The organism is Bacillus sp. FSL K6-2819 (assembly GCF_038008305.1).
Lineage (GTDB): Bacteria > Bacillota > Bacilli > Bacillales > Bacillaceae > Bacillus > Bacillus amyloliquefaciens.
The window spans coordinates 2,472,222-2,497,028 of the sequence record NZ_JBBOYV010000001.1; the positions used below are offsets into that span (position 1 = coordinate 2,472,222).

The following is a 24,807-nucleotide window of genomic DNA, read 5'->3' on the forward strand; positions in this document are numbered from 1 at the left end:
CCTGTTATTATTTTCGGAGGTGGGCAGTTATGAATCATCGTGTACAACCTTTTTTTGCTGTATTAATAGCGCTTGGTGCATTTGGTTTCATTTATGCGGCGGTAACAAACCCCGGGCAGATGATCTCAAGAGCGATTACCGTCATTATCGCAGGCGTCATCATTTATTTTATCGTGAGATCGGTTCTGAACCGCCGCGCCGGCCGTGACGGAACCGCTTTCAAAAAAGCGGCCAAACAATCGCGGCTCCGAATGAAGGAGCAAAAAGCGAAGCATCGCGCCGCTCACAGAGGGCGGGTCAGCCATTTGCGGAGCGTGCCGAGCAGCAGCAGACCGAAGCCGATGATTCTTAAGAAAAAAAGCCAGACCCAGCTTACCGTCATAGAAGGTAAAAAGAATAAAAAGAAAAACAGAGCGCTTTTTTAATAGCTCCATTGCTTCAAAAATTGCTCTGTTCTGCTTTTTCCTAGCTCAATGAGAGCTAGTTTTTTTTGCGGTGTGAGATGAAACTCCGTCGCCATCACATTTTCCACCGGAATAAAAATAATATTCTGTTCGTACTTCGTCGCGATATGCCTGGCATCATGAGCGTCTTTCATCGTTTCAAACAAAGCGCCGAACAGCTCAAAAGCGTTGCGGATTGAGTTTTTCGGGCGCTCTTTTTCGTTAGGCGAAAGCGAAATTCCGATGACCGGCCGCCTGCGCTCTTTGGAAAACAGCCAAATCGGGAAATTGCTTAGCACGCCGCCGTCAACGACCGTTGAGGTGCCTTTATCAGTCTTCAGTTTAATCGGCTCAAAAAAATAAGGGATGCTGCAGCTCATTCTGACAGCTCTGGCAACTGGGAACATCTCCGGATTTAATCCGTAGCGGGGAAGGTCGTCAGGAAGCACGATCATCGTTCCGTTCGTCAGATCTGAAGCGATCAGACGGAGCGATCCTTTTTTCATATCGCCGAACGCGATGATGCCCTTCGCTTTTAATTTATCCGCAATCCATTTTTCCAGCGTATCGCCTTTGTATAATCCAAGGCGCCAATATATCGACACCCACTGCAGGATATTCAGCGGGAGGAAGGAATATCTCTGATCAAGCAATTGTCTTCCGTCCACCTCATCTATGATGGAATGAACCTCTCTGCTCGTGTAGCCCGCAGCGATAAATGCGGCAATAATCGCGCCGGCGCTTGTTCCGGCGAGTCTTTCAAAACAATAGCCCTTTTCTTCAAGCGCTTCATACGCGCCGGCAAGCGCCACCCCTTTTATCCCCCCGCCCGAAAATACGCCGTCAATCTGCATACGCGCCCTCTCCCTTCCATCCAAGGTGTATTATTATTTTAAGAAACGGCTTGGTGAAATAGACCAAAGAATGAAGACATTAAAAAAAGGGCGCCCTATTTCGGGCTGCCCTTTATTCACCGGGATTTTCGGTTTTTTTCTGTACGGATTTCAATTCTTTTTTCCGGCTGTCGTCATCTTCAAAATACTGAACGAGATCGCCGATGCGGTCAATGCTGTTCCAGCTCAGATGATGTTCGATTCCTTCTACATCATTGTAAATCTTCTCTTCATCAACACCAATGATTCTTAAAAACTGCTCAAGCAATTCGTGTCTGTATACGAGGCGTTTGCCGATCTTTTTGCCTTTTGACGTCAATACGAGCCCGCGATATTTTTCATAAATCAAGTACTCGTCTTTATCTAGTTTTTGAACCATTTTCGTTACAGAGGAGGGATGGACTGCCAAAGCTTCCGCGATATCAGAAACCCGTGCATATCCTTTTTCTTCTATCAGCATATAAATCTGTTCAATATAATCTTCCATACTTGGTGTTGTCATCGTACCCCTCCCAAAAAGCACCTTAACTTTATAAACCATTACAAGTTTACACTAACGGTCATGAAAAAACAAGGATGCTTCCGGTCTGTCAAGCCTTAATCAGCGCTTATAATTCCATTCGTCAGACGCGTATTTCGTCTCGGCCAGCTCATTGACAAACGCAAGCTCTTCCGGCGTGAGTGTGTAAGGCTCAAGATGAATGTTCAGGCCTTCCTCAAAACCGGCTTTAAAAGCGATTCTGGCTTCATCCATCGTTACCGGTTTTTGCGCTAAGGCGTTGATGGCTACCGCTTTGTTTTTGAAATTCCGCTGCATGCGCTCACGGACTCTGTCGCTCGGATATAAAAACAGATCAAACAGCTTGTCCTCATCAATGTCAAGCAGGATGGAGCCGTGCTGAAGAATAACGCCTTTTTGGCGTGTCTGCGCGCTTCCCGCCACTTTCCGCCCTTCGACGACCAGCTCATACCACGAAGGCGCATCAAAGCAGACGGACGAGCGCGGATTTTTCAGGCTTTCTTTTTCCTTTTCCGTACGCGGAATCGCAAAGTAAGCATCAAGCCCAAGGTTTCTGAACCCCTGCAGAATGCCTTCTGAAATCACCCGGTATGCCTCTGTCACCGTGGCCGGCATTTCCGGATGATCCTCTGAAACGATTACGCTGTATGTCAATTCTTTATCATGTAGAACACCCCGTCCGCCTGTCGGTCTTCTGACAAACCCGAGGCCGTGTTTATGTACTGCGTCAAAGTTAATTTCCTTCTTAATATTTTGAAAATACCCGACAGACAGCGTTGCCGGATTCCAGCCGTAAAAACGGATCACCGGAGGAATTTTTTTTTGGCTGTGCCAATATAAAAGCGCTTCATCCAGCGCCATGTTAAATGCCGGGCTTTCATTCCCTGAGTCAATAAACCGCCATGTTTCTTTTTCCATACACTGAACCCTTCTTTATCGTTTTAATAAAATCAGTTTAACAAACTGACGTGAAAATGAAAAATATTTCGTTTCATTAAGGATGACAATCGCTTCATGCTTTACTATAATAGTATTTGTCCCAAAACGTCCGGTAAGCCTTGTTTTCACAAGCAGGGTTTTTGATTTTATAAGCTAAAGGAGTAGAATCGCATTGTCTAATATGATTGCTTTAATTATTGTTGCGGCGTTTATCGTTTATATGATCGTGTCGTATTTTTACCAGCAGCGTTTAATGAAAACACTTACGGAAGAGGAATTCCGCGCGGGCTACAGAAAAGCGCAGCTGATTGACGTCCGTGAGCCGAATGAATTTGAAGGCGGCCATATTCTCGGCGCGCGTAACATTCCGCTGTCACAGCTGAAGCAGCGCAAAAGCGAAATCCGTCCTGATAAACCCGTTTATCTGTACTGCCAAAACAATGTCCGCAGCGGACGCGCGGCACAGACGCTCCGCAAACACGGCTGCAAGGATATTTACAACCTGAAAGGCGGATTTAAAAAATGGGGCGGAAAAATTAAAGCAAAGAACCAATAATAAAAAAGAGCTCTCCGTTTTATACGGAAGCTCTTTTTTTATACCCGTCAGCGGCTGCCGGCAGATGTATGTTCGTATTTTAAAACCGGCTTTCTTGCGGCCTTGGTTTCATCCATTCTTTTGACAACCGTGGTATGCGGCGCCTCCTGAACGGTCTCAGGTGATTCCTCCGCTTCCCGCGCAATTTGAATCATGGCATCTATAAAGGCATCAAGCGTTTCCTTCGATTCCGTTTCCGTCGGTTCGATCATGATGCTTTCTTCCACATTGAGAGGGAAATACACAGTCGGCGGGTGATAGCCGAAATCTAAAAGCCGTTTGGCAATATCAAGCGTTCTTACGCCGAGCTTTTTCTGTCTTCTTCCCGATAACACAAATTCATGCTTGCAATGACGGGCATACGGCAGATCATAATAAGGCGCGAGTCTTCTCATCATATAATTTGCATTTAAAACCGCGTTTTCGGTCACAGCTTTAAAGCCGTCAGGCCCCATGGAGCGGATATACGTGTAGGCTCTGACATTAATGCCGAAGTTTCCGTAATAAGGCTTTACGCGCCCGATCGATTGCGGACGGTCATAGTCAAAAGTCAAACGGCCCTCTTTTTTCGTGAGGACGGGTTTCGGCAGGTACGGAATGAATTCTTTCTTTACTCCGACCGGGCCCGAGCCTGGTCCTCCTCCGCCGTGCGGCCCGGTAAATGTTTTATGCAGATTAAGATGAACGACGTCAAATCCCATATCTCCCGGTCTTGCTTTACTTAAAACGGCGTTTAAATTCGCTCCGTCATAATAAAGCTTTCCGCCGGCCTGATGGACGATATCAGCCATTTCTGTAATATTTTCCTCAAATAAGCCGAGGGTGTTCGGATTCGTCAGCATCAGCGCCGCTGTTTCTTCATTTACCGCTCTTTTCAAATCTTCAATGTCAACCAGCCCGTGTTCATTTGACTTGACGGTAATCGTTTCAAAGCCGGCGACCGTGGCGGATGCCGGATTCGTCCCGTGGGCAGAATCGGGAACAATCACCTTCGTCCGTCCGAAGTCTCCCCGTGCTTCATGATAAGCGCGGATCATCATCAGGCCGGTCCATTCGCCGTGAGCGCCCGCCGCAGGCTGCAGCGTCACCTCGTCCATACCCGTAATTTCCTCCAAGTGTCCGCTTAAATCGTATAAAAGCTCAAGCGCTCCCTGAACCGTGTCCTCGTCCTGAAGCGGGTGAATGGCTGAAAAGCCTGGGAACCGGGCAATTTTTTCATTTAATTTCGGATTGTATTTCATCGTACAGGAGCCGAGCGGATAAAAACCTGAATCAACCCCGTGGTTTCTCTTAGAAAGTGCGGTATAATGCCGCATAATATCAAGCTCTGATACTTCCGGAAGCTTTGCGTCTTCATTGCGGATATAATCACCCGGAAGAAGGCTTTCAAGCTCCGTTTCCGGTACATCAAGCTCCGGAAGGCTGTAACCGACACGCCCTTCGCGGGACATTTCAAAAATAAGCGTCTGATCTTGATTATTCATGTTGATCCCCCAATCCCGCAATAAGCGAATCGATCTCTTCTTTTGTTCTCAGCTCTGTGACGGCAATGAGCATATGCTGCTTCAGTTCCGGATACGCTAGGCCTAAATCATATCCGCCGATTATGCCTTGTTGTAAGAGCCTCCGGTTTGCTTCCTTGACTGGCTCATTCAGCCTGACTGCAAACTCATTAAACATCGGGCCGTCAAACGCTATGTGCAAGCCGGCTTTTTCCGCTTGGCGTCTCGCGTAATCAGCTTTCAGTATATTTTGGCGGGCTATGTCTTTGACGCCGTTTTTTCCGAGCGCCGTCATCGCAACTGAAGCCGCTAAAGCGTTCAGCGCCTGGTTTGAGCAAATGTTGGAGGTGGCTTTGTCTCTTCTGATATGCTGTTCGCGCGCCTGAAGGGTGAGAACAAAGCCTCTTCGGCCGTTTTCATCCTCCGTTTGGCCGACAAGACGGCCCGGCACCTTCCTCATCAGTTTTTTCGTTACTGCAAAATAGCCGCAGTGCGGGCCGCCGAACGCCGCAGGTATGCCGAATGGCTGCGCGTCCCCGACGACGATGTCAGCTCCGTATGCCCCGGGCGGTGTCAAAATACCGAGAGCGAGCGGGTTTGAAGAAACAATCAGCTGGCTGTTTCCTTTATGTGCGAGCGGCTCAATGTCCTTTAACGGCTCAATTTGTCCGAAGAAGTTCGGATACTGGACGATCACGGCGGCCGTTTCATCGCAAACGGCATCCTCTAATGCTTCAAGGTCTGTGACGCCGTTTTTCGCGGGCACCTCTACTACCTCGATATATTGGCCTTTTGCGTATGTTTTCAGGACATCCCGTGATTCCGGATGAACGGCCGCGGAAATGACGATTTTTTTCTTTTTCGTATGGCCCGACGCAAGCATCGCCGCTTCCGCCAACGCCGTCCCCCCATCGTACATGGAGGAGTTTGCGATATCCATCCCCGTTAACTCACAGATCATCGTTTGAAATTCAAAAATCGCCTGCAGCTCTCCTTGTGAAATTTCAGGCTGGTAAGGCGTATATGCCGTGTAAAACTCTGACCGGGAAATCACATGGTCGACGATAACCGGCTGATAGTGATCGTACACACCTGCGCCCAGAAAAGATGCATATGTAACAGCGTCCTTATTTTTCGCTGCAAGCTTTGTCAGCTCTCTCGTCAGCTCTGTTTCTGATTTTGCTTTTTTAATTTGGTAGTCTTTTTGAAACCTCACATCTTCCGGGATATCGGCAAACAGTTCATCAATTGTTTCTGCGCCGATGGCTTTCAGCATTTCTTTTTTATCCTGTTCTGTCGCGGGCAAATATCGATGCTTCATATGACTCTCCTTTTTCAGCTCTGTTTTGGACGTTTATAAAACGGTGTGCGGACAATCTTCGCTTTTACCGTTTTTTTGCGGATTTCCACTTCTACTTCCGTTCCGATTTCACTGAATTCCGTTTTGATTAAGGCAAGGCCGATATTTTTCTTTAAAGTCGGAGATTGTGTGCCTGTCGTGACTTCACCGATTGCAACACCGTCTTTTTTTACGGCGTATCCGTGTCTCGGAATCCCTTTTTCAATCATCTCAAGCCCGACCAGCTTACGCGGAGCTCCTTTTTCTTTCTGTTCACTCAATACAGACTTCCCAAAAAAATCGGAATCTTTCTTGTGCTTTACGGCAAATCCGATTCCGGCTTCGATCGGCGTAATGTCTTTCGTCAATTCCTGACCGTATAAAGCGAGCTTCGCTTCAAATCTCAGCGTATCACGGGCGCCGAGACCGCACGGAACGAGCCCTTCATTCTCTCCCGCTGCAAGAATCTCTTTAAAAAGATGAACCGCGTCTCCGTTGCGGCAATAAAGCTCAAACCCGTCTTCACCGGTATATCCCGTTCTTGAAAGCAGGACTTGGCGTCCGGCAACGTCCGCCTCATCAATAAACGTAAACGGCTTTAAGGAAGCCAAATCACATTCAGTCAGCTTCGAAAGAACCGTCTGAGCATTCGGTCCCTGAACGGCAAGCAGTGAAATCTCGTCAGACTGATTCGTTAATGTGACATCCCCTTTTGCATGTTCCTTCAGCCAAGCGAGGTCTTTTTCAATATTAGACGCATTGATTACGAGCAGATAGCAGGTTTCGCTTTTCTGATAGATCAGCAAGTCATCGACCGTGCCTCCGTCGGGATAACACATGGCGGTATAAAGCGCGCTTTTCGGCTTTAAGTCGGCAACGTCATTTGTCATCATTTTTTGCAGAAAAGACAGGGCGTCTTGCCCGGATACTTCGACTTCTCCCATATGGGACACATCAAACAGGCCCGCTTTTGTGCGGACGGCTTCATGCTCCTCTTTAATAGAAGAAAATTGAACAGGCAGCTCCCATCCTCCAAAATCAATCGTTTTTCCGCCGTATTCTTTATATACGTCATAAAGCGGTGTTCGTTTCAGCATCATCTTCCCCCTTCAGTCATTGGCGCATTGTAAAGACATATAAAAAAGGACAGAGAAACACCTCATGAAAATGAAGGTTTCTCTGTCCCGGCACCTGAAAGTTTACTTTATGAAAACATCATAAAGACGTCCCCTTTGGTGGTCTGCCTTTTCTGCTCGCAGACACTCTCCAGAGTTGCGTCGAGCAAGAGTTCTTTTGCCTGAGAGATTCACTCCGCAGTTTGCTCCTTCGGCGCCCGGATGCACATCTTTCTTCCGAGTCTCTCCCCTTGCTGTCATTCGCTCATATTTACCAATTGTTATGGACATACTAAAGCAATATCTTGGGTGAAATCATTACTTATATCCTACCACCCTCACTTACGTCCGGCAACAAAAATTATGATAAATCAGTTTTTTAAAAGAAAGGCGGTTTTGTTACATATGACAGCAGAGATCATATTTGATGCAAACTGGCCGGGAGAGTTTTCTGAGCGGCTGAAAACGGACGGTCCCTGGTCAAATTGGGAGTTGTACAAACTGTCGGCTGAAGTCCAGCAGACTCTTGCCATTCCTGAATTTGAAGGGTTGAGGGCTCCTTTATACCTGCCCGATTTCACTCCGCTTCCCCATCAGCTTGAAGTTGCCCAGAAAGTCGTTGAAAAAATGAACGGCAAGGCGATTTTGGCTGATGAAGTGGGGCTCGGAAAAACGGTGGAAGCGGGCCTGATTTTAAAAGAATACATGATTCGCGGGCTGGCAAAAAAAATCCTGATTCTTGTGCCGGCATCACTCGTTTCCCAATGGGTGAAAGAGCTTCAGGAGAAGTTTTTAATACCGGCTGTTGAACAGAAGAAAAGCTATGTGTGGGAACAGTGCGATATCGTCGTTTCTTCGATTGATACGGCCAAACGCTCGCCTCACAAGGAAATTGTGCTTTCTATTCCGTATGATCTCGTCATTATTGACGAGGCGCACAAGCTCAAAAACAGCAAAACGAAAAATTATGAATTTGCGAGAAGTCTTGTGAAGAAGTACTGCCTGCTTCTGACGGCAACCCCGATCCAAAACCGGATCGAAGAAATTTTTAATTTAGTGTCACTGTTAAAGCCCGGCCACTTGGGAAATGAAAGCGGATTTCAAGAAACCTTCAATCAAAAGGACGGAATTGACGCTCATGAGCATTTGAAAGAGCTCGTCAATAAGGTGATGATCCGAAACACACGGAGCGACACGGGGCTTACATGGACGAAGCGCCACGTCGAAACAGTGCCGATCACCTTTTCACCGACGGAACAGGCGCTTTACGATGACATTGCCGCACTGAAAAACGGCACGGAAAAGCCGACAAGCGCATTTTCCATTATGACGCTGCAAAGAGAGTGCTGTTCAAGCCGGGAAGCCGTGTATATGACGCTTAAAAAAATGCTTGATCAAAAGGAGCAAAAAGCGCCCGCATTCGATGAACAGACGATTGCGAATTTAATGGACCGCATCAATCAAGTCACGCAAAACTCAAAAGCGATCCAAGTGGTTGACTTGATCCAAAAGATTAATGACAAGGTCATTATTTTTACTGAGTACCGGGCGACACAGATTTACCTGCAATGGTTTCTTCAGCAGAACGGCATAAGCTCTGTTCCGTTCAGAGGCGGATTTAAGCGTGGGAAAAAAGACTGGATGAAGGATCTCTTCCGGGGGAAAGTGCAAGTGCTGATCGCTACGGAAGCCGGCGGCGAAGGGATCAACCTGCAATTCTGTAATCATATTATCAACTATGATCTCCCGTGGAACCCGATGCGGCTTGAACAAAGAATCGGAAGGATACACAGACTCGGTCAGGAAAGAGATGTCCACATTTACAACATGGCGACAAAACATACGGTAGAAGAGCATATCTTAAAACTTCTGTATGACAAAATTCATTTATTCGAAAATGTCGTCGGAGAATTAGATGACATATTAACAAAAATCAAAGTGAACAATTTTGAAGACCACTTACATGATATTTTATGCCACTCGCTGACAGAGGAAGAAATGCGAATCAAAATGGACAATCTTACCTCTTTTCTATCGTACGGTACGGAAAAGCCGGCCAGAAAAAAAGGCTCTTAATCTAAAGGAGGAAGCGCGACATGAGACAGCAGGAGGTTCACGAATTTTTACTGCGCTTTTTTGAAGCGAACCACTGCCCGATTACTGATCACGGGCCGGGTTTTATGACGGTTCAATTGACGGTCGAGATGGACAAACAAATTATGAACCGGCCGTTTCATTGGCATTGGCGTGAAAAAACGGGCGGAGAACCGAACCCGATGAAGATCACTTTCATCACTGATAAAGAAACGGCTCCGGATGATATGGACGGAGAATTTATTTACTTCGGAGCCCCGCGGCTCTTTCAAATCTTTCAAGCAGTTAAACAAAATGGGAGATTTACAAGAATATATGAGAAAATTGTATCAGCCGGAGCCAGAGTGCCGCTTCAGCCCTGGCTTGGATTAAATGTAGTGATTTCATACCAATCCGACATGAAAAAAGACAGACTTTTGTCTTTAGGCCTGCATCTTGTATCTGGAACAATTATAGAAGGATTTCAGCAGAAGCTTGCATCGCTTCCGCTGACATCACAAATATCAGACTATTGCTTTACCATATCGCCGATGATTAAGCCGGAAAGCGGGATTAAGAGGATGGAGCATTATTTGAAAAACGCTGCCGCCAAAGAGCCGTCAGACTGGGCTGACAACGCGATCGCCAGATGGAAGAAGGACCTCAGGCTTCTCGATCAGTTTTATGAGCAGACAGAGGAAAAACCTGAGGAATACCAATTGGAAAAACAAGCGCTGAAAGCCTTATATCAGCCGAAAATTCACATTCAGATTGAGAACGGCGGTTTATTTTTCCTGCAAAGTAATTTTTCTGGATAAGAGTTATCCATTCGACAGCTTTCCCGTTTTTTTTAGAAATTCTATATTATAATAAAGGTATATAGAAAAAATTTCTGGCGTTTCGCATGCGATGAATCACTTCCAGACATGAAATAAAGATAAGGTCATGGCCGGATTGGCTGAAATACATAAACAAGTATTTTAGGAGGAGAAAATGCATGAAAAATGCAAAAACAGAGTTTTCGCAATTAGATAAGGAATGGGTTGAACTGATATTAGAAGCCCAAAAAGCAAATATCAGCCTAGAAGAGATACGCAAATACCTGCATTCGCATAAAAAGTCTTCTCAACATATCCAGGCCGCCAGAAGTCATACCGTAAATCCTTTCTGAATGTGCTATAATATCACAAGGAAGGTGATGACATTGATTGGCCAGCGTATTAAACAATACCGAAAAGAAAAAGGCTACTCACTATCAGAACTAGCTGAAAAAGCTGGGGTAGCGAAGTCTTATTTAAGCTCAATAGAACGAAATTTACAGACGAACCCCTCCATTCAATTTCTAGAAAAAGTCTCCGCTGTTCTGGACGTCTCGGTTCATACATTACTTGATGAAAAACATGAAACCGAATACGATGGTCAATTAGATAGTGAATGGGAGAAATTAGTTCGCGATGCGATGACATCCGGGGTATCAAAAAAACAATTTCGTGAATTTTTAGAATATCAAAAATGGAGAAAAGCGCAAAAAGAGGAGTAGTGCCGCCATATGTGCACAACTCCTCTTTTATCTGTCCGGCATTCGGATCAGTTTTTATCCTCACTATGAGCCTTTTCATTTTCCTTCACGTAACCGTCTTTATCCGTATGGTCTTTCGTAATGGTCAATCCGTTCCATTGCGTTGCTTCAAATGAGAATTGAAGAGAAATCGCATTGCCCTGGAATTTGTTTTGGACACTCAGACCGTTTGCGTCTTTTGCGGTATCATTTTTAAATCGGATTTCCATCCGCACTTGATCATAATCAACAGGCGTTTTCGGAACTCCGTCGTACTCAGGCGCTGTTTTGCCGTTAATGGTTGCTACATTGACTTTTCCGCTCTCACTCAAGAACTTCGGATCAATATGCTTGCTGATCGCTTCAGCCGCTGCTTTATCCTGCTTTGCAGACATTAAGTATAAGTCTTTCAGGCTGGCCGCCTTCAAAATGATATTTTTAGGGTAGCCGTTGCCCCCTTCTTTACCGACTGTCAGAACCGTAATTTCAAACTGGCTGAGGAAATCCTCCGCAGATTCGTTTCCTTTCTTTGCTCCTTTGAAGTCAGTAAAGTTCAAAGCCATCAGCACTTCTTTAATGGCAAGTGAACCGTTGTTTCTGAATTCAAAATCTTTTGTCAATTTGTCGCCTGGTTTTAAGTTTGACAAATTGACATTGGCTGATTGTTCTTTAGCCGATAAATCAAGTGTTCCTGACGCAAATGTGGCGTCCGTGGACTTCACATCATTAAATGCGGCCCATGTGCCTCCTCCTACTAATGCTAAACCGAGTGCGGCTGAGGCAACGCCCAAGCTTAATTTCTTTTTCATACCCATGTTTGTACTCCCCTTACTTTTTCATTTTTTGTTATCAAATCCTGTCGCCAGGTTGCAACCGTATTCATGTGGACATGGTCCCGTTTCTCTCATGTTCCTCCAGCGCTTTCGTCTTCCGCTCGATATCGCGGAGAGCGCTTGCAATGACTGTTATTGAGTAAATTAAAAGCATGACGCCGGGAACGATTAACAGAATCGCCGTTCCGATCGGCTGGCTGGCCAAATGTATTACATATCCCGCATACGGGAGCTGATATCCCGTATACTGGGCCGCCACTTTTTCAGCTTGAACGGGTGCGGCATCCGGAGCGGCATTATGGTCTCCTTTTGTCTCAAACAACAGGCGGCCGCCCTTTTTTGTGATCCCGATTATTCTGTGTGTTACGACTGACCCGTCATCTTGTGTAAAAGTGATGACATCGCCTTTTTTTAAGTCATTCACATCAGAAATTTTCTTTACCGCTATGAGTGAACCCGTCTTAAATTCCGGGTCCATTGAACCCGACAGCACGGATTTCAGCGTATAGCCGAAGATGGCCGGCTCACCGCCGGAAGCCCGGGTCGAGATTACCGTCAATGTCAGCACAATAATCAAGCTGAAGATTACGGCATACAAAATATTACTGATCAGTTTCAGTGTTTTTTTCATGTTCTTCCCCGCTTTCTTTTGCCGGCTCAGCCGGTTTTTTCTCTGTTTTCTTCTGATCGGAAGCCGTCGCCTGTTCTTGGCACTTAACAAGCTTCATCGGTTTTGACCACTCAAATTTTTCTTCGTTCGCAGGATATCCTTCAGGCTTGTAAACCTTGAATGCATAAATTCCCGGCTGCAAGGCCCGCTTTGACTCCATTTTATAAATCGTTTTGCTTTTTTTATCAGTAATAAGCCCTTTATCCACGACATTGCCGTTTTGTAAAGGCTGTTGCTGAGAGGCAATTTTATGGAGCTCCCATTTCCAGTCAGAAACAGTCCGCTCTTTCCCCCTGTTCTCCAGCTCCGCATAAAGTTGAAGCGGCGCACACACGGTGCCTGACGTATCAGTTTGATTTGTGATATGTAAATCACTTTGATCCCAGCGTTCGTCATAACGGCAATTGTCATCTGTATATCGAAAATCTCCGCACGTTTGAACCGGGAGACTGAAGCTTTTCACATCATTAAAGGAGGAACTTGTGTCTCCCGTAAACTGAGTACATATCGTCACGGGCAGGCAGAAAATGAACGACAGCCGTAAAAACAGCATCATTCTCGATCTCACCTTGCCCTTTTTTTCCGGTCGCAACAATCGGAACATGCCTTACCCCCTGTAAAACTGTTTATAAATATGATATTCGTTCTCTTTAAAGAACCGCATGAACAAAGTATAATCAAGGATTATCGTATTGGAAAATGTCAAAAACGATCAAATTGTTCGTTTTTAAGAATATATCCTTTAAAAACAACGTTTTGCTCCAAATTACACACCTTTTTGGAATTTTTTCTAATAAAATGTGAGAAAATAACGGAGTGACCAACACAAAATGGAAACTATATACAGCGAAAGGACGAAGAATGATGATCAAACAAAGTCTGATTTGCCTTTCAATTCTTGGTTTCGGAGTTTCAGGGACAGCTCAGGCGGAAACGGTGCCTTATTATGCTGTTCACCATAAATCAAAATGGGAAAAAATCGCAGAAAAAGAAGCTAAAAAAAGATATCCGCTCGCTCAAACGTTATTTATTCAAAAGGTGTGGGATCGGAAAAGAACGGATGAAGCAGTCAAACAATATCACTTGACATTGCGGGATGGCGCTAAAGAATTTGGTGTGTTTGTTACGATTTCTTTTAATCCCTACAGCCAAAAGGTAAATAAAATTGCGGTTATTGAGGAATACCAATAAAGGCCCTCCTATATCAGGAGGACCTTTCGGGTGTTGCACTTTATTTTTTCCGCTGCATCCACAGCTTAAAACCATACGGCAATATTCCGAACCAGTGTTGAGAAGCCGGCATTTTCTTTTCTTTCCGCACTTCTTTTCGCTCTTTTCGTTCCTGTTTCGGCGTATCGAAATATTTAACGAATTGCTCAGTCATATATTTTACATAATCGTTTGTTTTCATGGCTCTCACCTCATACTGTCTTTATTATGAAGTGTTGTCCCGCCGCCTCTTTTTTATACTTCTGTCCATTGAATCAGCTGTTTCTTCTTATGATTGAATAAAAGGTGAGCCTCCCGTCTCGTCCCTGATGCTGTTACCGCCTTTATTGTAACTTGAACCGTTTCCCGGCGATCGTTCCCGTTGATGTAAAAGGAGACGGTTCCGTACGGAAAACGCTGTGTGCCCGACTGAGTCTTTTGTCCCTGTATCATATGACGGCTTGACAGCAGTGCGCCGTTTTGAAGCAGGTTCTCACCGATCCAGTACTCCCCGGCCTCTTTTGCAAATGTTTTTCGGGTGATGAAATCAGATGAAGTATAGCTGATGACAAGTAAAACTGCGGCAGAAACAAACAGAACCGCCGGATATATAAACCCGTCAGATTTGTACATTTTAATCACCTTTTAAAGAGCTGTAAACCGGAATGGCCGTCTGCTTCTTTTTACCTGTAACGCTTGTGATTCCCACTAAAATCAGGCCGTTTTTCACATCAGCCGTTAATGAAGCAGCGTTATGCAGGATCGGCACATGGCCTTTTCCGTTCACTCTTTTCCTTATCATCGTGTGATAGATTTCAAAACGCACTTCTTCGCCTCCTGTTTTCCTGCAGGTTAACGCCCGTCCGCCATCTGCAGGCTCCACAGTCTCAGCCTGTTTACATTCATTCATGATCTGCTGAACGGCAATATGATGCTCCCGGCTGTCTATTCCTCCGTTATCGGTCCGGCCTGATAAAAACAAATGTAAAATCGGGCTCAGAGTGCCTGATAAGAAGAGACAGACGGCCAAGGAGACCAAAACATTAAGAAGCGTAAAGCCAGTCTGTTTTGAGAATGCTGAGGCACATTTCTTTTTCGCCGCGGACAGCTGCACAGACTTTGTAATAATCACCATCCTCCTTCCACGTCACATCGGGAGATGGCTGCTTTTTTCCGGACATCATATATGCGCTGATATGTTTATGAAGAAGCTGGTACACTTCCTGGTGTTCTTCTATTTTCAGATTGTCTGTCAGCATGCCCGTCCAGACCGGAACGATAGAAATCATAAGGAACAGCCAAATAGCCATTGCTGATAGTGTTTCAATAGTAGAGAACCCCTTATTTCCGTTCTGCATGGACATTTCCGCTCCCTAAGTAAATTGTTATTTCATAAGTGAATCCCGCGCTTTTCAATTGAATCTTTCCGCCGGAATTCGGATGGCCTTTTTCGTTAAATTCAAGGCTCTCCGGTAAAGTCACAAGTGTAATGTGAAGCGAATCAAAGGAACGCTCAACAATCCTTCCGGCTGACTGCAGCTTGTATTTATGCTCTTTTGGGAGAAATGTGATTTTTGTTCTTTTATGTTCTGCGATAGCCGTTTCCTGAGCAAGCTGAATGTCTTTTTGGAGCTGTTCTGTTTTTTGCCGCACGGCCAGATGGGTATAAACCGGCGGAACCGCCGTGAACAAAACAGTCAGCAATACAGACGCCAGACTTAACACAACCAGGCTTTCAAGAAGAGTGAATCCGTTTTCTGTCAGCCGGTTATTGTTCAACTGTAACTTCCCCGCCCTTTATTAAAATCTGTTTTCCATTCGGGCAGGCTGTATTCTTTTTGATATATCCCTCTGATTGTAAGTCGGTCATATCCGGCATTTTTCCTTCATGGTCGATTTCGTACGCCGTCACTTGGGCTTTCACCATATTCTGAAGTCCTTCACAGCCTTTATGCTGAATGCTTTGATTATGTTTTGTTACGTTAGGAATCGTGATTAAAAGCAGAATGGAAACGATAAATAAAACGATCAGCATTTCAATTAAAGTAAATCCATCTTGATTTTTCAGACGAAGCACTCCCTTACATTTGGTTCATCATCTGGTACATCGGCATCAGCATTGACATATACACAAGTAAAATCATACCGGCCACAACACCGTAAATGACAGGCTGGAGAATACCGGTATACTTCTCCGCATTTTGTTCAAGACGCTCCATCATAAACTGGCTGTACGTATAAAGTTCGCGATGAAGCCGGCCGTTTGCCTGTCCGTGACTGACTGCAGCCGCAAGATCTTTTTCATAACACGGATGGCCGGAAAGAGCAGATTCTATAGTTTCACCGGCCTTCAAACGTGTAATGAGCATCTCTGCTTCTTCACGGTAAAAAGGCAGAAAAGATTGTTCTTTAAAAGCAGTTAAGCTGTCATAGATAGAAAGACCGGATTTCAGAAGACTGCTGAGCTGTAAAGAGAAAAAGTAGCTGTTAAAAAGAACGGCCGCTTTTCCTATCAGGGGGATTTTCACAACGATAAGCATCTTGTCTTGCGGGGATTTTTTCTTACATAAGAACCAAACGTACAAAAACAAGCTGAGAACGGCTGACATCCCCAGTGCGCAGGCTTCATGAAAATGCTGAAAAAACGCAAAGATGAAAGCAGTCGCACCGGAAGTATTCATATTCATTGATTGATAAATCCCTGAAAACTGCGGAATAATCAAACTTTGCAGGATATAAAACATGACGCAGACGGAACATATTAAAAACATCGGATACCGGAGCATTTTTTTGATTTGATTCGTCTGCATGAGCTTTCTCTGTAACAATTCGCCGCTTTGTTTCATCGCCCCCGGCAATTCTCCGTGTTTCTCCGCGAAATAGCAGATCGAGACGGCTTCTTTATGAAAAGACAGTGCCTCAAGCACTTGGTAAAACGAATCGCCTTCTCTCAGCCGGCGAATTCCGTCCGTCAGCTCTGCAAGCTGACGTTTATGCAGCTGGAGTTTCAGCAGTCTGAGCCCTTCAATCAGGCTGTATCCTTTTTCCGTCATTTCACCGAGCCTTTTCAAAAAAGCCGCTTGGTCCTTCAACGGCCAGGTTCTTTTAATCCGCTTCATGATACACCCACCGATCATAATTATCAGTCGTGACATAACCGAGCGCGATGCCTTTTCTGATCAGCCTGCGAAGCGTCTGATATTGAAAATTGGCGTGCTCCCCTTTTGCTTCTTGAAAGCACTGGGTGAGATTTTTTCCGTAAAGCAGTTCATAAATCCCAGCACGGCGTGTCTGCCTGTATAGACTGCAGTACACGGAACAGTTGTCCGTTTTGCAAAACGGACACGTTAAATCAACCAGACGCTGAGCGGCGATGGCAATAACGGTTTGTTCAATTTCCGTCATGTTCACCCCGAACTCCAGCAGCCTGTATATGGCGCCCTTAGCATCTCTTGTATGCAGGCTTGACAGTACGAGGTGTCCTGTCATGGCCGCGCGGACTGCGATTTCAGCCGTCTCGGCATCTCTGATTTCCCCTAAGATGATCATATCGGGGTCATGTCTTAAAATCGCTTTTAAACCGGTGGAATATGTGACTCCGGCTTTTTCATTCACCTGAACTTGCAAAACATCTTCATCTCTCGTTTCTACGGGATCTTCCAGCGTGACAATCCGCCGGTTGAAATGCCGTTTTGCATAGTTGACAAGCGAGTAAAGGGTGGTTGTTTTTCCAGATCCGGTCGGGCCGGTAAAAAGAAGCAGGCCGTGCGAATGCTTCAGAAAGGATAATAATGCGGCGCCTGCCCCCGGAAATAAGGACAGTTTATCCAGAGGGGGAATCTGCCTTTTAGGCAATAGCCTGATGACAAGACTTTCATCATTCATTGTCGGCAAGGTTGACATCCTCAAATGAACGGTTTCCGTTGGAAGCGGCAGAGACAGTGATCCGTTTTGCGGCTTTCGTCTTTCTCCTATATCCATGGCTGATAAAAATTTAAAATGAGAAATAAGCCTTACGCATTCCTCTTTTTTTAAGACTCTTTTTTTCACAAGAGCATGACCGATGCGAAAATGAATGAAAGCATCCCTTTCCCTCGGCACAATGTGTATATCTGAAGCCCTTGCCATATAGGCCTCGTTGATGATGTTCCTGCTGTATGTTTCAATATTCTCCATAAGACTTCCCTCCTTCCGACACGTATTGTAAATCAAATACACAAAAGTGATCAAAGGAGAAATAATGCTTTTTGCACAGTGTAAATCGTAAAAAAAGCAAAAATAAGCCGCTTAAATATTGATTTACTGAAGGAAACCCGGCTCCATTCAGCAATTTTCGGCCATAAAAAAAGCAGGCGTGCGCCTGCTCTGCTTAGCGTTTCTTTTCTTTCCGCAGATATTTCTTTTGATTCTCCTTCAGAATATCCCCTGTCCAGCCCTTCTGCCGCAGATAAATATAAATCAGCAGGGTTGATACGATTATAAGCACAATGGAACCGATATACGCATATTTCCAATGAAGCTCCGGCATGTTATCAAAGTTCATCCCCCAGAGAGCTCCGAGCGCCGTCATCGGTGTAAAGAGAGTTGTAAAGATCGTCAATGCTTTCACAATTTCATTTCCTCTTTGGGAGGTAATGACTTCCTCTGCGTGCAGCAGATTGCTCAGTTCCTGATCAAATTCATTGATATATGTAATGCCTCTTTCCATCTTTTGATGAGCCCTGAGGTAATCTTTCTGCTTGTCATTTTTCGGGAGAAAAGCTTCTTTTAAAGCCATTTCCACTTTTTTAGCTCCCAGCGTCAGCCCTTTCCAAATGAACAGTTCATGGCGCAGTTTATGCACATTTTCCAAGATTCCTTTACTGTTGTCATCATGAATCTGCCATTTCAGCGTCCGCTGCTTGACTTCAAATTCATCTAATCCGATAAGATAGGAATTCATCAGCTCGCCGAGCAGAACAAAAAAGCCTTCTATCGCATTCTCGCATGTTTGGATCTGCTGTGTGGCGTGCTTTTCTTTTATGCCGCGCAGCAGCGAAAAATCAAAATTAATCGTAAAAAAGAAGTCTCTCGTAATATAAAAGTGAAATACGGTATGATTTTTTTCATCATCTAATCCTTGATGATAGATTAAAGAACCGAAAACCGCTTCATTATTCTGATCATTTGTATCTGAGCGCAGAAAGTTTATATGGTTTTCATGTTCAAACCACTTTTCACATTGCGGCCAGTGATTGTGGCGGATCATTTTTTTCGCTTCTGTTTTTTCATGCGGACCGAGCTGGTACCAAACCCAGTCCGCTCCCGAATGTACCTTCATCTCTTGTCAGCCTCCAGTATCGCTTTCTTCTTTTAATTACCGTAATTGCAGCGGGCTAAACCAGGTTTGATGTTTGACCAGCTTTCCAGAGTGGTATTATTCCGAAAAAAGGGAGGTGCAAGCCTTCCTTCTCGGAAGGCGTTCCATTGTATATCATCAAACTGTCTGCCATCGTACTATTTATTTTATTAACGGCATGTTTTGTCGCTATAGAGTTTTCAATCGTTAAAGCAAGGCGCTCCCGCATCAATCAGCTCATTCAGGAAGAGATGAAAGGGGCAAAAGCTGCCAAGCATGTCATTACACACCTTGATGAATATTTATCGGCGTGCCAATTGGGTATCACCGTAACCGCCTTGGGACTCGGCTGGCTGGGTGAACCGACAGTCAAAGCAATGCTTCAGCCGTTATTTTTAAAAACCGGACTTCATGAAGCGGTTGCCCATGTCCTGTCACTCATCATTGCATTTCTGCTGGTTACATATGTGAATGTCGTCATCGGTGAACTCGCACCGAAAAGTTTTGCTATCCAAAAAGCTGAGCGGATTACACTTTTGTTTGCCAGACCGATGATTTTGTTTTATAAGTTAATGTTTCCGTTCATCTGGCTGCTTAATCATTCCGCACGCCTGATTACAGCCCTGTTCGGCTTGAAGCCGGCTTCCGAACATGAAATGGCCTATACGGAAGAGGAATTGCGGGTGCTCCTGGCCGAAAGCTATCGAAGCGGCATGATCAAAAAAAGCGAGCTTCATTACGTAAATAACATTTTCACATTTGATAAGCGCACTGCAAAAGAAATCATGGTGCCCCGGAATGAAATGGTGAGCCTGCCGCTGGACAGCGGATCGGGAAATATGCTCCGGGATATTATCAAAACAAATAAATATACCCGGTATCCCGTAGTAAAGGGAGACAAAGATCATGTTGTCGGCATTATCAATATAAAAGAAGTTTTATTCAGATTCCTATCAGAAGGAGCTCCGTTTACAAAACACGAGCTCAGTCCTTACATTCAGCCGGCGATCCATGTGATTGAGACGATCCCGATTTATCAATTGTTCGTTAAAATGCAGCGGGAACATGCTCATATGGCCATTCTCATTGATGAGTACGGCGGAACCGCAGGATTGGTAACGGCGGAAGACATCATCGAAGAGATCGTCGGCGAGATCCGGGACGAATTTGACACGGATGAGACACCCTCCGTTCAAAAGCTTGGGGACAGCCGCTATCTCCTAAACGCCAAATTGCTGATCAGTGACGTCAATGATGTACTCGGAACAGAGATTACGGCTGATCAAGTCGATACACTCGGGGGCTGGTTTCTGACTCAGCATATTGATGCAAAGCCAGGGAGCGTGATTGATTTTGAAGGATACACATTCACGGTAAAAGAAATCGACAGCCATCATATCAGGACGATTGAAGCTGAAAAAGCTGAATAGCTGAGGGAGAAATCCCTCTCTGCCATTCAGCTTTTTATCATCTTAATGATTCTTTTACGACAAATCCGTTTTTCGCCAGCGCCTTCGTCAGGCTCTGTTCTGTTTTCACTTGAGAAAAGTCGATGCCGAGCTTCACGACGGTTTGCGCGATTTCCGGCCGGATGCCTGAGATTGTCGTTTCTATGCCAAGAAGTTTTGTGCTGTCAATCACTTTAAAAATTTGATAAGCGACCATTGTGTCTACAATCGGCACACCTGAGATATCTAAAAATAAATAGGAAAGCCGGAGCGAAGAACATTGGTCAAGCACCGATTCCAAAATGATCTTTGCCCTGTATGTGTCAATTTCGCCGACAAGCGGCATAATCCCAATACCGGCAATCGGCATAATCGGCGCGCTTAATTCATTAATCATTTCTTTTTGGGCGTTTAATTGCCTAATCGTCACTTTATAATATTCCTCTGTAAAGACTTCAATCATATGGTCAATTGCTTTGTTCAGCTTCTCTCCCCATTGAAATACCGCAGGCGTCCCGGGCTTCTCGGACATCGTTTCACTGCATGTCTGTATGCGATTCCAGACCAATCTCCGGAATTCTTTAAAGCGCGCGACGCTTTCATAGACCGGGACTTCATGCACGGCCCGGTCTCTTGCGAACTGCAGCGCCCACTTTGTCAGTTCCTCGTCCCCACCGTCTTTTTCCGATATAATCCTGGCAACGATTTCAATTAACAGGCGGTGCTGCGTTTCTGCTCTCTGATCATCTGAAGGCCGCCCCGATTCGGGTATGAGCAGCCATTGGCGTGTGATTTCACCTGATTCTTCAATTAATGCTTCAGATAACACTTCATTTAAATGTTTCACGGGTTTCCTCCATTCAAATCAAAATTACTTTGTATGTATAAATTGCCGCCGGACGCACATACTGTAATTACATCCGATGGGCTATAGCCAAGCGGTAAGGCAATGGACTTTGACTCCGTGATCGTTGGTTCGAATCCAGCTAGCCCAGTCCTGTAACCGCAAAAAACGAAGATTAGCTGATAATGTTTGATCAGCGGATCTTCGTTTTTCTCTTATGATACGGATTGATGTACCGTTTTTTTCTTCGTCAGTTTCATTAATTCTCCGGGATTATATCCGATAACGAGTTTTTTGTGATCGATCAGGATCGGACGCCGCAGCAGCTTCGGTTTTTCAGTCAGAAGCTTCAGCACTTCATTTACAGTCATTTCTTCAAGATTCAGGTTGAGGTTTTTAAATGTTTGGCTTCTCGTCGCTAATATTTCATCAATTCCTTCGGTCGTTAAGGATAAGATTTGCTTCAATTCATCAATTGTCGGTGTCTCCCTGAATAAATGGCGCTCATGAAAATCAATGTTGTGGGCTTTTAACCAATGTTTCGTCTTTCGGCATGATGTGCAGCTCGGGTATGAATAAAAAATAAGTTCTTTCATTTTTAAAAATTCCTCCCTCGGATAATCCGTCTCTTTGTAAACATAAGTACCCTGAACTTTTTTTCACTAAACGTATTTCAAAAAAATTTTCGGATCTTTTGTTCAGAGCGGCATAAGATATAAAACACGGGGAAAGACATAAATTCCACAATAAATATAATCATGAAAATGTTTACATTTCGACTGCCGATCCATTATAATTAACTTCAGATAGACTCTCGGGAGGGGATAAGGAATGAATCGCATGTTCCGGGTGTTAGGATTTTGGACGGGGATTTTTGCAGTAATGTTTTTTTTAGGCGGCATGAAGGACGCATCTCTTTTGTTTTTTGGACAGACGATCTTTTTCGTATTTCTTTCTTATTTGAATCTGACTGAGCGGATGTATATTTATATTTTCGGAGCTTACTTAACCGTATTTTTCGCCGGATTTACATATTACTCTATTTTTATTATGACACCGGGCGGCGGAACCCACTGACTAAAAAAGACAGACCGATTACGGTCTGTCTTTTTTCATTTACAGTGAAAAACCATTGATAAACGGGTTTCTTTCCTGCTCTGTCTGGATGTCCGTTTCCGGGCCGTGCCCGCTTAACACAAGTGTATGCCCGGGCAGTGTGAGCAATTTTTGATGGATGGAATCAAGCAATACGTCCTGACTTCCTCCATGTAAATCCGTGCGGCCGATGCCCCCCTGAAAAAGCACATCGCCTGAAATCACAAGATCGGCGTCCTTTACATAATAAGAAACGCTTCCAGGTGAATGACCCGGCGTAAACAGCGTCTCCAAATGGAACGGTCCGATGTCCAAAACGCCGTCGCCTTCAATCAGCCGATCAGCGGGCCGTGCCGTGACGGCGATGCCCCGCAATATGCCTGATCCGTTTAAGGAAGAGTCCTCCAGCCACTTTTCTTCATTTTTGTGAAGATACACGGGAACATCCCATCTGTCTCTTACCTCATCAAGCGCGCCGATATGGTCAAAATGGGCGTGCGTCAGCAAGACGGCAAGCGGCTTCAGATTGTTTTCTTTTATGTAATTGTTGATTTTGTCCGCTTCCCCGCCCGGATCAAAAATAAGACAGGACTGATCCTCACTGACGAGAAAATACGCGTTTGCCTGAATCGGACCGGCCGGCATTCGTCTCCATTTCACTTTCATCACCTCTTTATGTATATGCCCTTATTATGAAGGTTTTCTGCGGAAGATTCAATGAATGCGGCCGGGAAAACGCTATCGACAAATAAAATGAAAACGGTTAAAATGAAATGGAAAGATTTTCAGGTTCCAATGACAAAGGGGGAGCATGATGTTACTTGTTGTAATCTTCGGCCTTGTCGCATTATTAGCTGTATTAGGAGTCCTGCGGGCTGTCAGACAGAGAAATATCCTGGGATTTTTGTTAGCCGCCGCCACGCTCGGCGTGTTTGGCTGGTTTACCGTAATGACCGTTATAACCAGCGGCTATCCGACTGCACATTAAAAGCCTGTATCCATTAGGATACAGGCTTATTTTTTATTGCTGCAAATGTTTGCTGACACTTTTGATTTTGCTCTCAAGCGTCGTTTCTTTATCACGTCTGTCATCAATGCGGATATTGGTCGCCACTCTGTGCAGCCCTTTATGGAACGGGGCTTCGTGAATGTCCTGAATGACTGCAAACAAGTCGCTCAGCTCACCTTCAATCAAAGTGTTCATCGGTGTGAGCTGAAATTTGATTTTGCCGGCAGCTTTGTAGCCCTCCAAAATCTTTTGCACGTCCGCTACATACTCGCTGACGCTCGGTGTTTTTGTTCCGATCGGGATAATTGTCACATCTGCAATTGCCATTTGATTCAAACTCCTTTTTCATTTGTTATGATTGGTTCTGTCATACCTGTTTTCAGTGAAATCAGACGGTCATACGTAAAGCCGTATAAAGCGTATTCCCCGTCCGGTGAGATCTGAATCGGCTCCATTTCCGTATTCGTGAGCACCGTCCGCTCCCGTTCGTCCCCTAAGTCAAAGCTGATCAGCCTGTATAAACGGCCCTCCGGCTTAAATATGTAAAACCGCTTGTGCGTCTGATCGTAATCATATTCCATCGGCGCAAAGCTCTCATACTTTTTTTGAAGAGGAAAGCGGTGTGTCACGGATGCCGGTTTTTGGAAAAAAAACTCGCCGTCGCCGTCCGATTGATCAGTTTGTCTGACGGCAATCGTCATACCCGGGCGGGAATCGGCCCAGATGACGTGATGAAGCACTCTTTTTTCTTTTTTCGTCTGCAAGTCATAAGAATATAAAGGACCCTCTTCTTCCGTTTTCCCTTGCTTGATATATTGAAATTCATCAGAAGACGTCCAATGGACAAAAGGTGTCTGAACCGGACTCATGTTTAAAATGCCGTTTTTCATATCGGCCGTATAGGTTGTGAAGTCCCATGTTTCAGTAAAAACGGTAATCATCATTTGATACGGGTCATACGGATTCCAAGCCGTCTCCAGCTCATAAGAGTTAAAGGCTTTGTGATAAAGTCTTTTCCCCTCCTTGTTCATAAGCTCAAGCTCCGTCTGCCCGCTGTTTGTCACCTGAACGAGAATCAGCTGTTTTTTCGGGCTGATCTTTACATTGACAATATGGCCCCTTGTTTCATAGAGCCGTTCGGATTTTCCGCTGAAAAGATCATATTTCATCAGCTGATGATGCGCTGTATACAGAATGGTTCTGTTATCCAGCCATCCTTCCGCTTTCTCCGCTTCATTTTTACTGAGCGGAACGATTTTCTGTTCTGCTGATTTTGCCGAAACGCCTGTGTCATGCTGCTGATGAGATGGTTCACAGGCCGCTAAACACAGAACGAATGCGGACAGCAGAACACAAAACAAGTATCTCACCAGCCTTCCCCCCA

At 45.0% G+C, this 24,807-nt stretch carries 33 protein-coding genes, 1 tRNA gene and 1 riboswitch; of the genes, 11 read left to right on the forward strand and 23 right to left on the reverse strand.

Annotated elements, in window-relative coordinates:
* Window positions 1-29 precede the first annotated feature (29 nt).
* Entirely contained in the window at window positions 30-425 is a 396-nt protein-coding gene (locus MHH91_RS12855; RefSeq protein WP_013352850.1) for an SA1362 family protein, read from the forward strand.
* Here MHH91_RS12855 and MHH91_RS12860 read toward each other — a convergent pair.
* From MHH91_RS12860 to MHH91_RS12870, 3 genes are all read right to left on the reverse strand, one after another.
* The gene (locus MHH91_RS12860; RefSeq protein WP_013352851.1) at window positions 422-1,297 is read right to left on the reverse strand and encodes a patatin-like phospholipase family protein; all 876 of its coding nucleotides are present in this window, start codon (window positions 1,295-1,297) and stop codon (window positions 422-424) included. The two genes, MHH91_RS12855 and MHH91_RS12860, sit on opposite strands and share 4 nt — an antisense overlap.
* Before the next feature lie 112 nt (window positions 1,298-1,409).
* On the reverse strand, window positions 1,410-1,838 hold the full coding sequence (gene mntR / locus MHH91_RS12865; protein WP_013352852.1) for a transcriptional regulator MntR: 429 nt from the start codon (window positions 1,836-1,838) through the stop codon (window positions 1,410-1,412).
* A gap of 99 nt (window positions 1,839-1,937) precedes the next feature.
* Window positions 1,938-2,774 (reverse strand): lipoate--protein ligase family protein, encoded by an 837-nt coding sequence (locus MHH91_RS12870; protein ID WP_013352853.1) that lies wholly within the window; start codon window positions 2,772-2,774, stop codon window positions 1,938-1,940.
* Between the two features lie 193 nt (window positions 2,775-2,967).
* On the opposite strand from MHH91_RS12870, the gene MHH91_RS12875 reads away from it, so the two are divergent.
* Window positions 2,968-3,351: a rhodanese-like domain-containing protein gene (locus tag MHH91_RS12875; RefSeq protein WP_013352854.1), complete on the forward strand. Its 384-nt coding sequence runs from the start codon at window positions 2,968-2,970 to the stop codon at window positions 3,349-3,351.
* 47 nt (window positions 3,352-3,398) lie between these two features.
* Here the strand turns inward: MHH91_RS12875 and gcvPB are convergent, their stop codons facing one another.
* The 3 genes from gcvPB to gcvT are packed head-to-tail and all read right to left on the reverse strand — an operon-like array spanning window position 3,399 to window position 7,328.
* Window positions 3,399-4,874 (reverse strand): aminomethyl-transferring glycine dehydrogenase subunit GcvPB, encoded by a 1,476-nt coding sequence (gcvPB, locus tag MHH91_RS12880; RefSeq protein ID WP_340978089.1) that lies wholly within the window; start codon window positions 4,872-4,874, stop codon window positions 3,399-3,401.
* A complete protein-coding gene (gcvPA, locus tag MHH91_RS12885) occupies window positions 4,867-6,213 on the reverse strand; it encodes an aminomethyl-transferring glycine dehydrogenase subunit GcvPA (RefSeq protein ID WP_013352856.1) in 1,347 nt (448 codons plus the stop codon). Before gcvPA ends, gcvPB begins: the two co-directional genes overlap by 8 nt.
* 14 nt (window positions 6,214-6,227) lie before the next feature.
* Window positions 6,228-7,328: a glycine cleavage system aminomethyltransferase GcvT gene (gene gcvT / locus MHH91_RS12890; RefSeq protein WP_013352857.1), complete on the reverse strand. Its 1,101-nt coding sequence runs from the start codon at window positions 7,326-7,328 to the stop codon at window positions 6,228-6,230.
* A gap of 178 nt (window positions 7,329-7,506) precedes the next feature.
* Window positions 7,507-7,607: riboswitch (glycine riboswitch) on the reverse strand.
* Between the two features lie 144 nt (window positions 7,608-7,751).
* Here gcvT and MHH91_RS12895 point away from each other — a divergent pair.
* The 4 genes from MHH91_RS12895 (at window position 7,752) to sinR (ending at window position 10,959) form a co-directional block, all read left to right on the forward strand.
* On the forward strand, window positions 7,752-9,422 hold the full coding sequence (locus tag MHH91_RS12895; RefSeq protein ID WP_014470658.1) for a DEAD/DEAH box helicase: 1,671 nt from the start codon (window positions 7,752-7,754) through the stop codon (window positions 9,420-9,422).
* Between the two features lie 20 nt (window positions 9,423-9,442).
* Entirely contained in the window at window positions 9,443-10,237 is a 795-nt protein-coding gene (locus tag MHH91_RS12900) for a YqhG family protein (protein ID WP_340978093.1), read from the forward strand.
* Window positions 10,238-10,416: 179 nt separating this feature from the next.
* Window positions 10,417-10,590, forward strand: a complete 174-nt coding sequence (gene sinI / locus MHH91_RS12905; RefSeq protein WP_013352860.1) for an anti-repressor SinI — start codon at window positions 10,417-10,419, stop codon at window positions 10,588-10,590.
* Between the two features lie 33 nt (window positions 10,591-10,623).
* Window positions 10,624-10,959: a transcriptional regulator SinR gene (gene sinR, locus MHH91_RS12910; RefSeq protein WP_014470659.1), complete on the forward strand. Its 336-nt coding sequence runs from the start codon at window positions 10,624-10,626 to the stop codon at window positions 10,957-10,959.
* 47 nt (window positions 10,960-11,006) lie between these two features.
* Here the strand turns inward: sinR and tasA are convergent, their stop codons facing one another.
* The 3 genes from tasA to tapA form a co-directional block, all read right to left on the reverse strand.
* Window positions 11,007-11,792: a biofilm matrix protein TasA gene (gene tasA / locus MHH91_RS12915; protein ID WP_013352862.1), complete on the reverse strand. Its 786-nt coding sequence runs from the start codon at window positions 11,790-11,792 to the stop codon at window positions 11,007-11,009.
* A gap of 64 nt (window positions 11,793-11,856) precedes the next feature.
* Complete coding sequence (sipW, locus tag MHH91_RS12920) at window positions 11,857-12,441, reverse strand: signal peptidase I SipW (protein WP_013352863.1); 585 nt, start codon at window positions 12,439-12,441, stop codon at window positions 11,857-11,859.
* The gene (gene tapA, locus MHH91_RS12925; protein WP_013352864.1) at window positions 12,413-13,084 is read right to left on the reverse strand and encodes an amyloid fiber anchoring/assembly protein TapA; all 672 of its coding nucleotides are present in this window, start codon (window positions 13,082-13,084) and stop codon (window positions 12,413-12,415) included. The genes sipW and tapA overlap by 29 nt, the downstream gene beginning before the upstream one ends.
* Before the next feature lie 257 nt (window positions 13,085-13,341).
* Here tapA and MHH91_RS12930 point away from each other — a divergent pair, with 257 nt between their 5' ends.
* Window positions 13,342-13,671 carry a DUF3889 domain-containing protein gene (locus MHH91_RS12930; RefSeq protein ID WP_013352865.1) on the forward strand — a complete coding sequence of 110 codons (330 nt, stop codon included), beginning with the start codon at window positions 13,342-13,344 and terminating at the stop codon, window positions 13,669-13,671.
* 40 nt (window positions 13,672-13,711) lie between these two features.
* Here the strand turns inward: MHH91_RS12930 and MHH91_RS12935 are convergent, their stop codons facing one another.
* The 9 genes from MHH91_RS12935 to MHH91_RS12975 all read right to left on the reverse strand — a co-directional run bounded on the left by MHH91_RS12935 (window position 13,712) and on the right by MHH91_RS12975 (window position 19,009).
* Window positions 13,712-13,891, reverse strand: a complete 180-nt coding sequence (locus MHH91_RS12935) for a YqzE family protein (protein WP_013352866.1) — start codon at window positions 13,889-13,891, stop codon at window positions 13,712-13,714.
* Between the two features lie 53 nt (window positions 13,892-13,944).
* A complete protein-coding gene (gene comGG / locus MHH91_RS12940) occupies window positions 13,945-14,322 on the reverse strand; it encodes a competence type IV pilus minor pilin ComGG (protein ID WP_013352867.1) in 378 nt (125 codons plus the stop codon).
* A 1-nt stretch (window position 14,323) separates the two neighbouring features.
* Window positions 14,324-14,824, reverse strand: coding sequence for a competence type IV pilus minor pilin ComGF (comGF, locus tag MHH91_RS12945; RefSeq protein WP_013352868.1), 501 nt, complete (start codon window positions 14,822-14,824; stop codon window positions 14,324-14,326).
* A complete protein-coding gene (comGE, locus tag MHH91_RS12950; RefSeq protein WP_014470662.1) occupies window positions 14,733-15,047 on the reverse strand; it encodes a competence type IV pilus minor pilin ComGE in 315 nt (104 codons plus the stop codon). The genes comGF and comGE overlap by 92 nt, the downstream gene beginning before the upstream one ends.
* Window positions 15,031-15,468, reverse strand: coding sequence for a competence type IV pilus minor pilin ComGD (comGD, locus tag MHH91_RS12955; protein ID WP_013352869.1), 438 nt, complete (start codon window positions 15,466-15,468; stop codon window positions 15,031-15,033). Before comGD ends, comGE begins: the two co-directional genes overlap by 17 nt.
* Complete coding sequence (gene comGC / locus MHH91_RS12960) at window positions 15,458-15,766, reverse strand: competence type IV pilus major pilin ComGC (protein ID WP_013352870.1); 309 nt, start codon at window positions 15,764-15,766, stop codon at window positions 15,458-15,460. Before comGC ends, comGD begins: the two co-directional genes overlap by 11 nt.
* 4 nt (window positions 15,767-15,770) lie before the next feature.
* A complete protein-coding gene (comGB, locus tag MHH91_RS12965; protein ID WP_013352871.1) occupies window positions 15,771-16,808 on the reverse strand; it encodes a competence type IV pilus assembly protein ComGB in 1,038 nt (345 codons plus the stop codon).
* The gene (gene comGA, locus MHH91_RS12970; protein WP_013352872.1) at window positions 16,795-17,865 is read right to left on the reverse strand and encodes a competence type IV pilus ATPase ComGA; all 1,071 of its coding nucleotides are present in this window, start codon (window positions 17,863-17,865) and stop codon (window positions 16,795-16,797) included. Before comGA ends, comGB begins: the two co-directional genes overlap by 14 nt.
* Window positions 17,866-18,058: 193 nt before the next feature.
* Entirely contained in the window at window positions 18,059-19,009 is a 951-nt protein-coding gene (locus tag MHH91_RS12975; protein ID WP_013352873.1) for a magnesium transporter CorA family protein, read from the reverse strand.
* A gap of 146 nt (window positions 19,010-19,155) precedes the next feature.
* Here MHH91_RS12975 and MHH91_RS12980 point away from each other — a divergent pair, with 146 nt between their 5' ends.
* A complete protein-coding gene (locus tag MHH91_RS12980) occupies window positions 19,156-20,457 on the forward strand; it encodes a hemolysin family protein (protein WP_013352874.1) in 1,302 nt (433 codons plus the stop codon).
* A 37-nt stretch (window positions 20,458-20,494) separates the two neighbouring features.
* On the opposite strand, the gene MHH91_RS12985 is transcribed toward MHH91_RS12980, so the two are convergent.
* Window positions 20,495-21,322 (reverse strand): STAS domain-containing protein, encoded by an 828-nt coding sequence (locus MHH91_RS12985; protein ID WP_013352875.1) that lies wholly within the window; start codon window positions 21,320-21,322, stop codon window positions 20,495-20,497.
* 77 nt (window positions 21,323-21,399) lie between these two features.
* Here MHH91_RS12985 and MHH91_RS12990 point away from each other — a divergent pair.
* Window positions 21,400-21,470 (forward strand) — tRNA-Gln (locus MHH91_RS12990).
* A 64-nt stretch (window positions 21,471-21,534) separates the two neighbouring features.
* Here MHH91_RS12990 and MHH91_RS12995 read toward each other — a convergent pair.
* Entirely contained in the window at window positions 21,535-21,915 is a 381-nt protein-coding gene (locus MHH91_RS12995) for a Spx/MgsR family RNA polymerase-binding regulatory protein (RefSeq protein ID WP_013352876.1), read from the reverse strand.
* Window positions 21,916-22,150: 235 nt separating this feature from the next.
* Here MHH91_RS12995 and MHH91_RS13000 point away from each other — a divergent pair, with 235 nt between their 5' ends.
* The gene (locus MHH91_RS13000; protein ID WP_003153078.1) at window positions 22,151-22,396 is read left to right on the forward strand and encodes a DUF2626 domain-containing protein; all 246 of its coding nucleotides are present in this window, start codon (window positions 22,151-22,153) and stop codon (window positions 22,394-22,396) included.
* 39 nt (window positions 22,397-22,435) lie between these two features.
* Here MHH91_RS13000 and MHH91_RS13005 read toward each other — a convergent pair whose 3' ends face one another.
* A complete protein-coding gene (locus MHH91_RS13005) occupies window positions 22,436-23,074 on the reverse strand; it encodes an MBL fold metallo-hydrolase (protein ID WP_014470665.1) in 639 nt (212 codons plus the stop codon).
* 154 nt (window positions 23,075-23,228) lie between these two features.
* On the opposite strand from MHH91_RS13005, the gene MHH91_RS13010 reads away from it, so the two are divergent.
* Entirely contained in the window at window positions 23,229-23,402 is a 174-nt protein-coding gene (locus MHH91_RS13010; RefSeq protein WP_013352878.1) for a DUF2759 domain-containing protein, read from the forward strand.
* A gap of 33 nt (window positions 23,403-23,435) precedes the next feature.
* On the opposite strand, the gene MHH91_RS13015 is transcribed toward MHH91_RS13010, so the two are convergent.
* Window positions 23,436-23,750, reverse strand: a complete 315-nt coding sequence (locus tag MHH91_RS13015; RefSeq protein WP_013352879.1) for an MTH1187 family thiamine-binding protein — start codon at window positions 23,748-23,750, stop codon at window positions 23,436-23,438.
* 5 nt (window positions 23,751-23,755) lie between these two features.
* Complete coding sequence (locus tag MHH91_RS13020) at window positions 23,756-24,793, reverse strand: YqgU-like beta propeller domain-containing protein (RefSeq protein WP_014472106.1); 1,038 nt, start codon at window positions 24,791-24,793, stop codon at window positions 23,756-23,758.
* Between the last annotated feature and the right edge of the window lie 14 nt (window positions 24,794-24,807).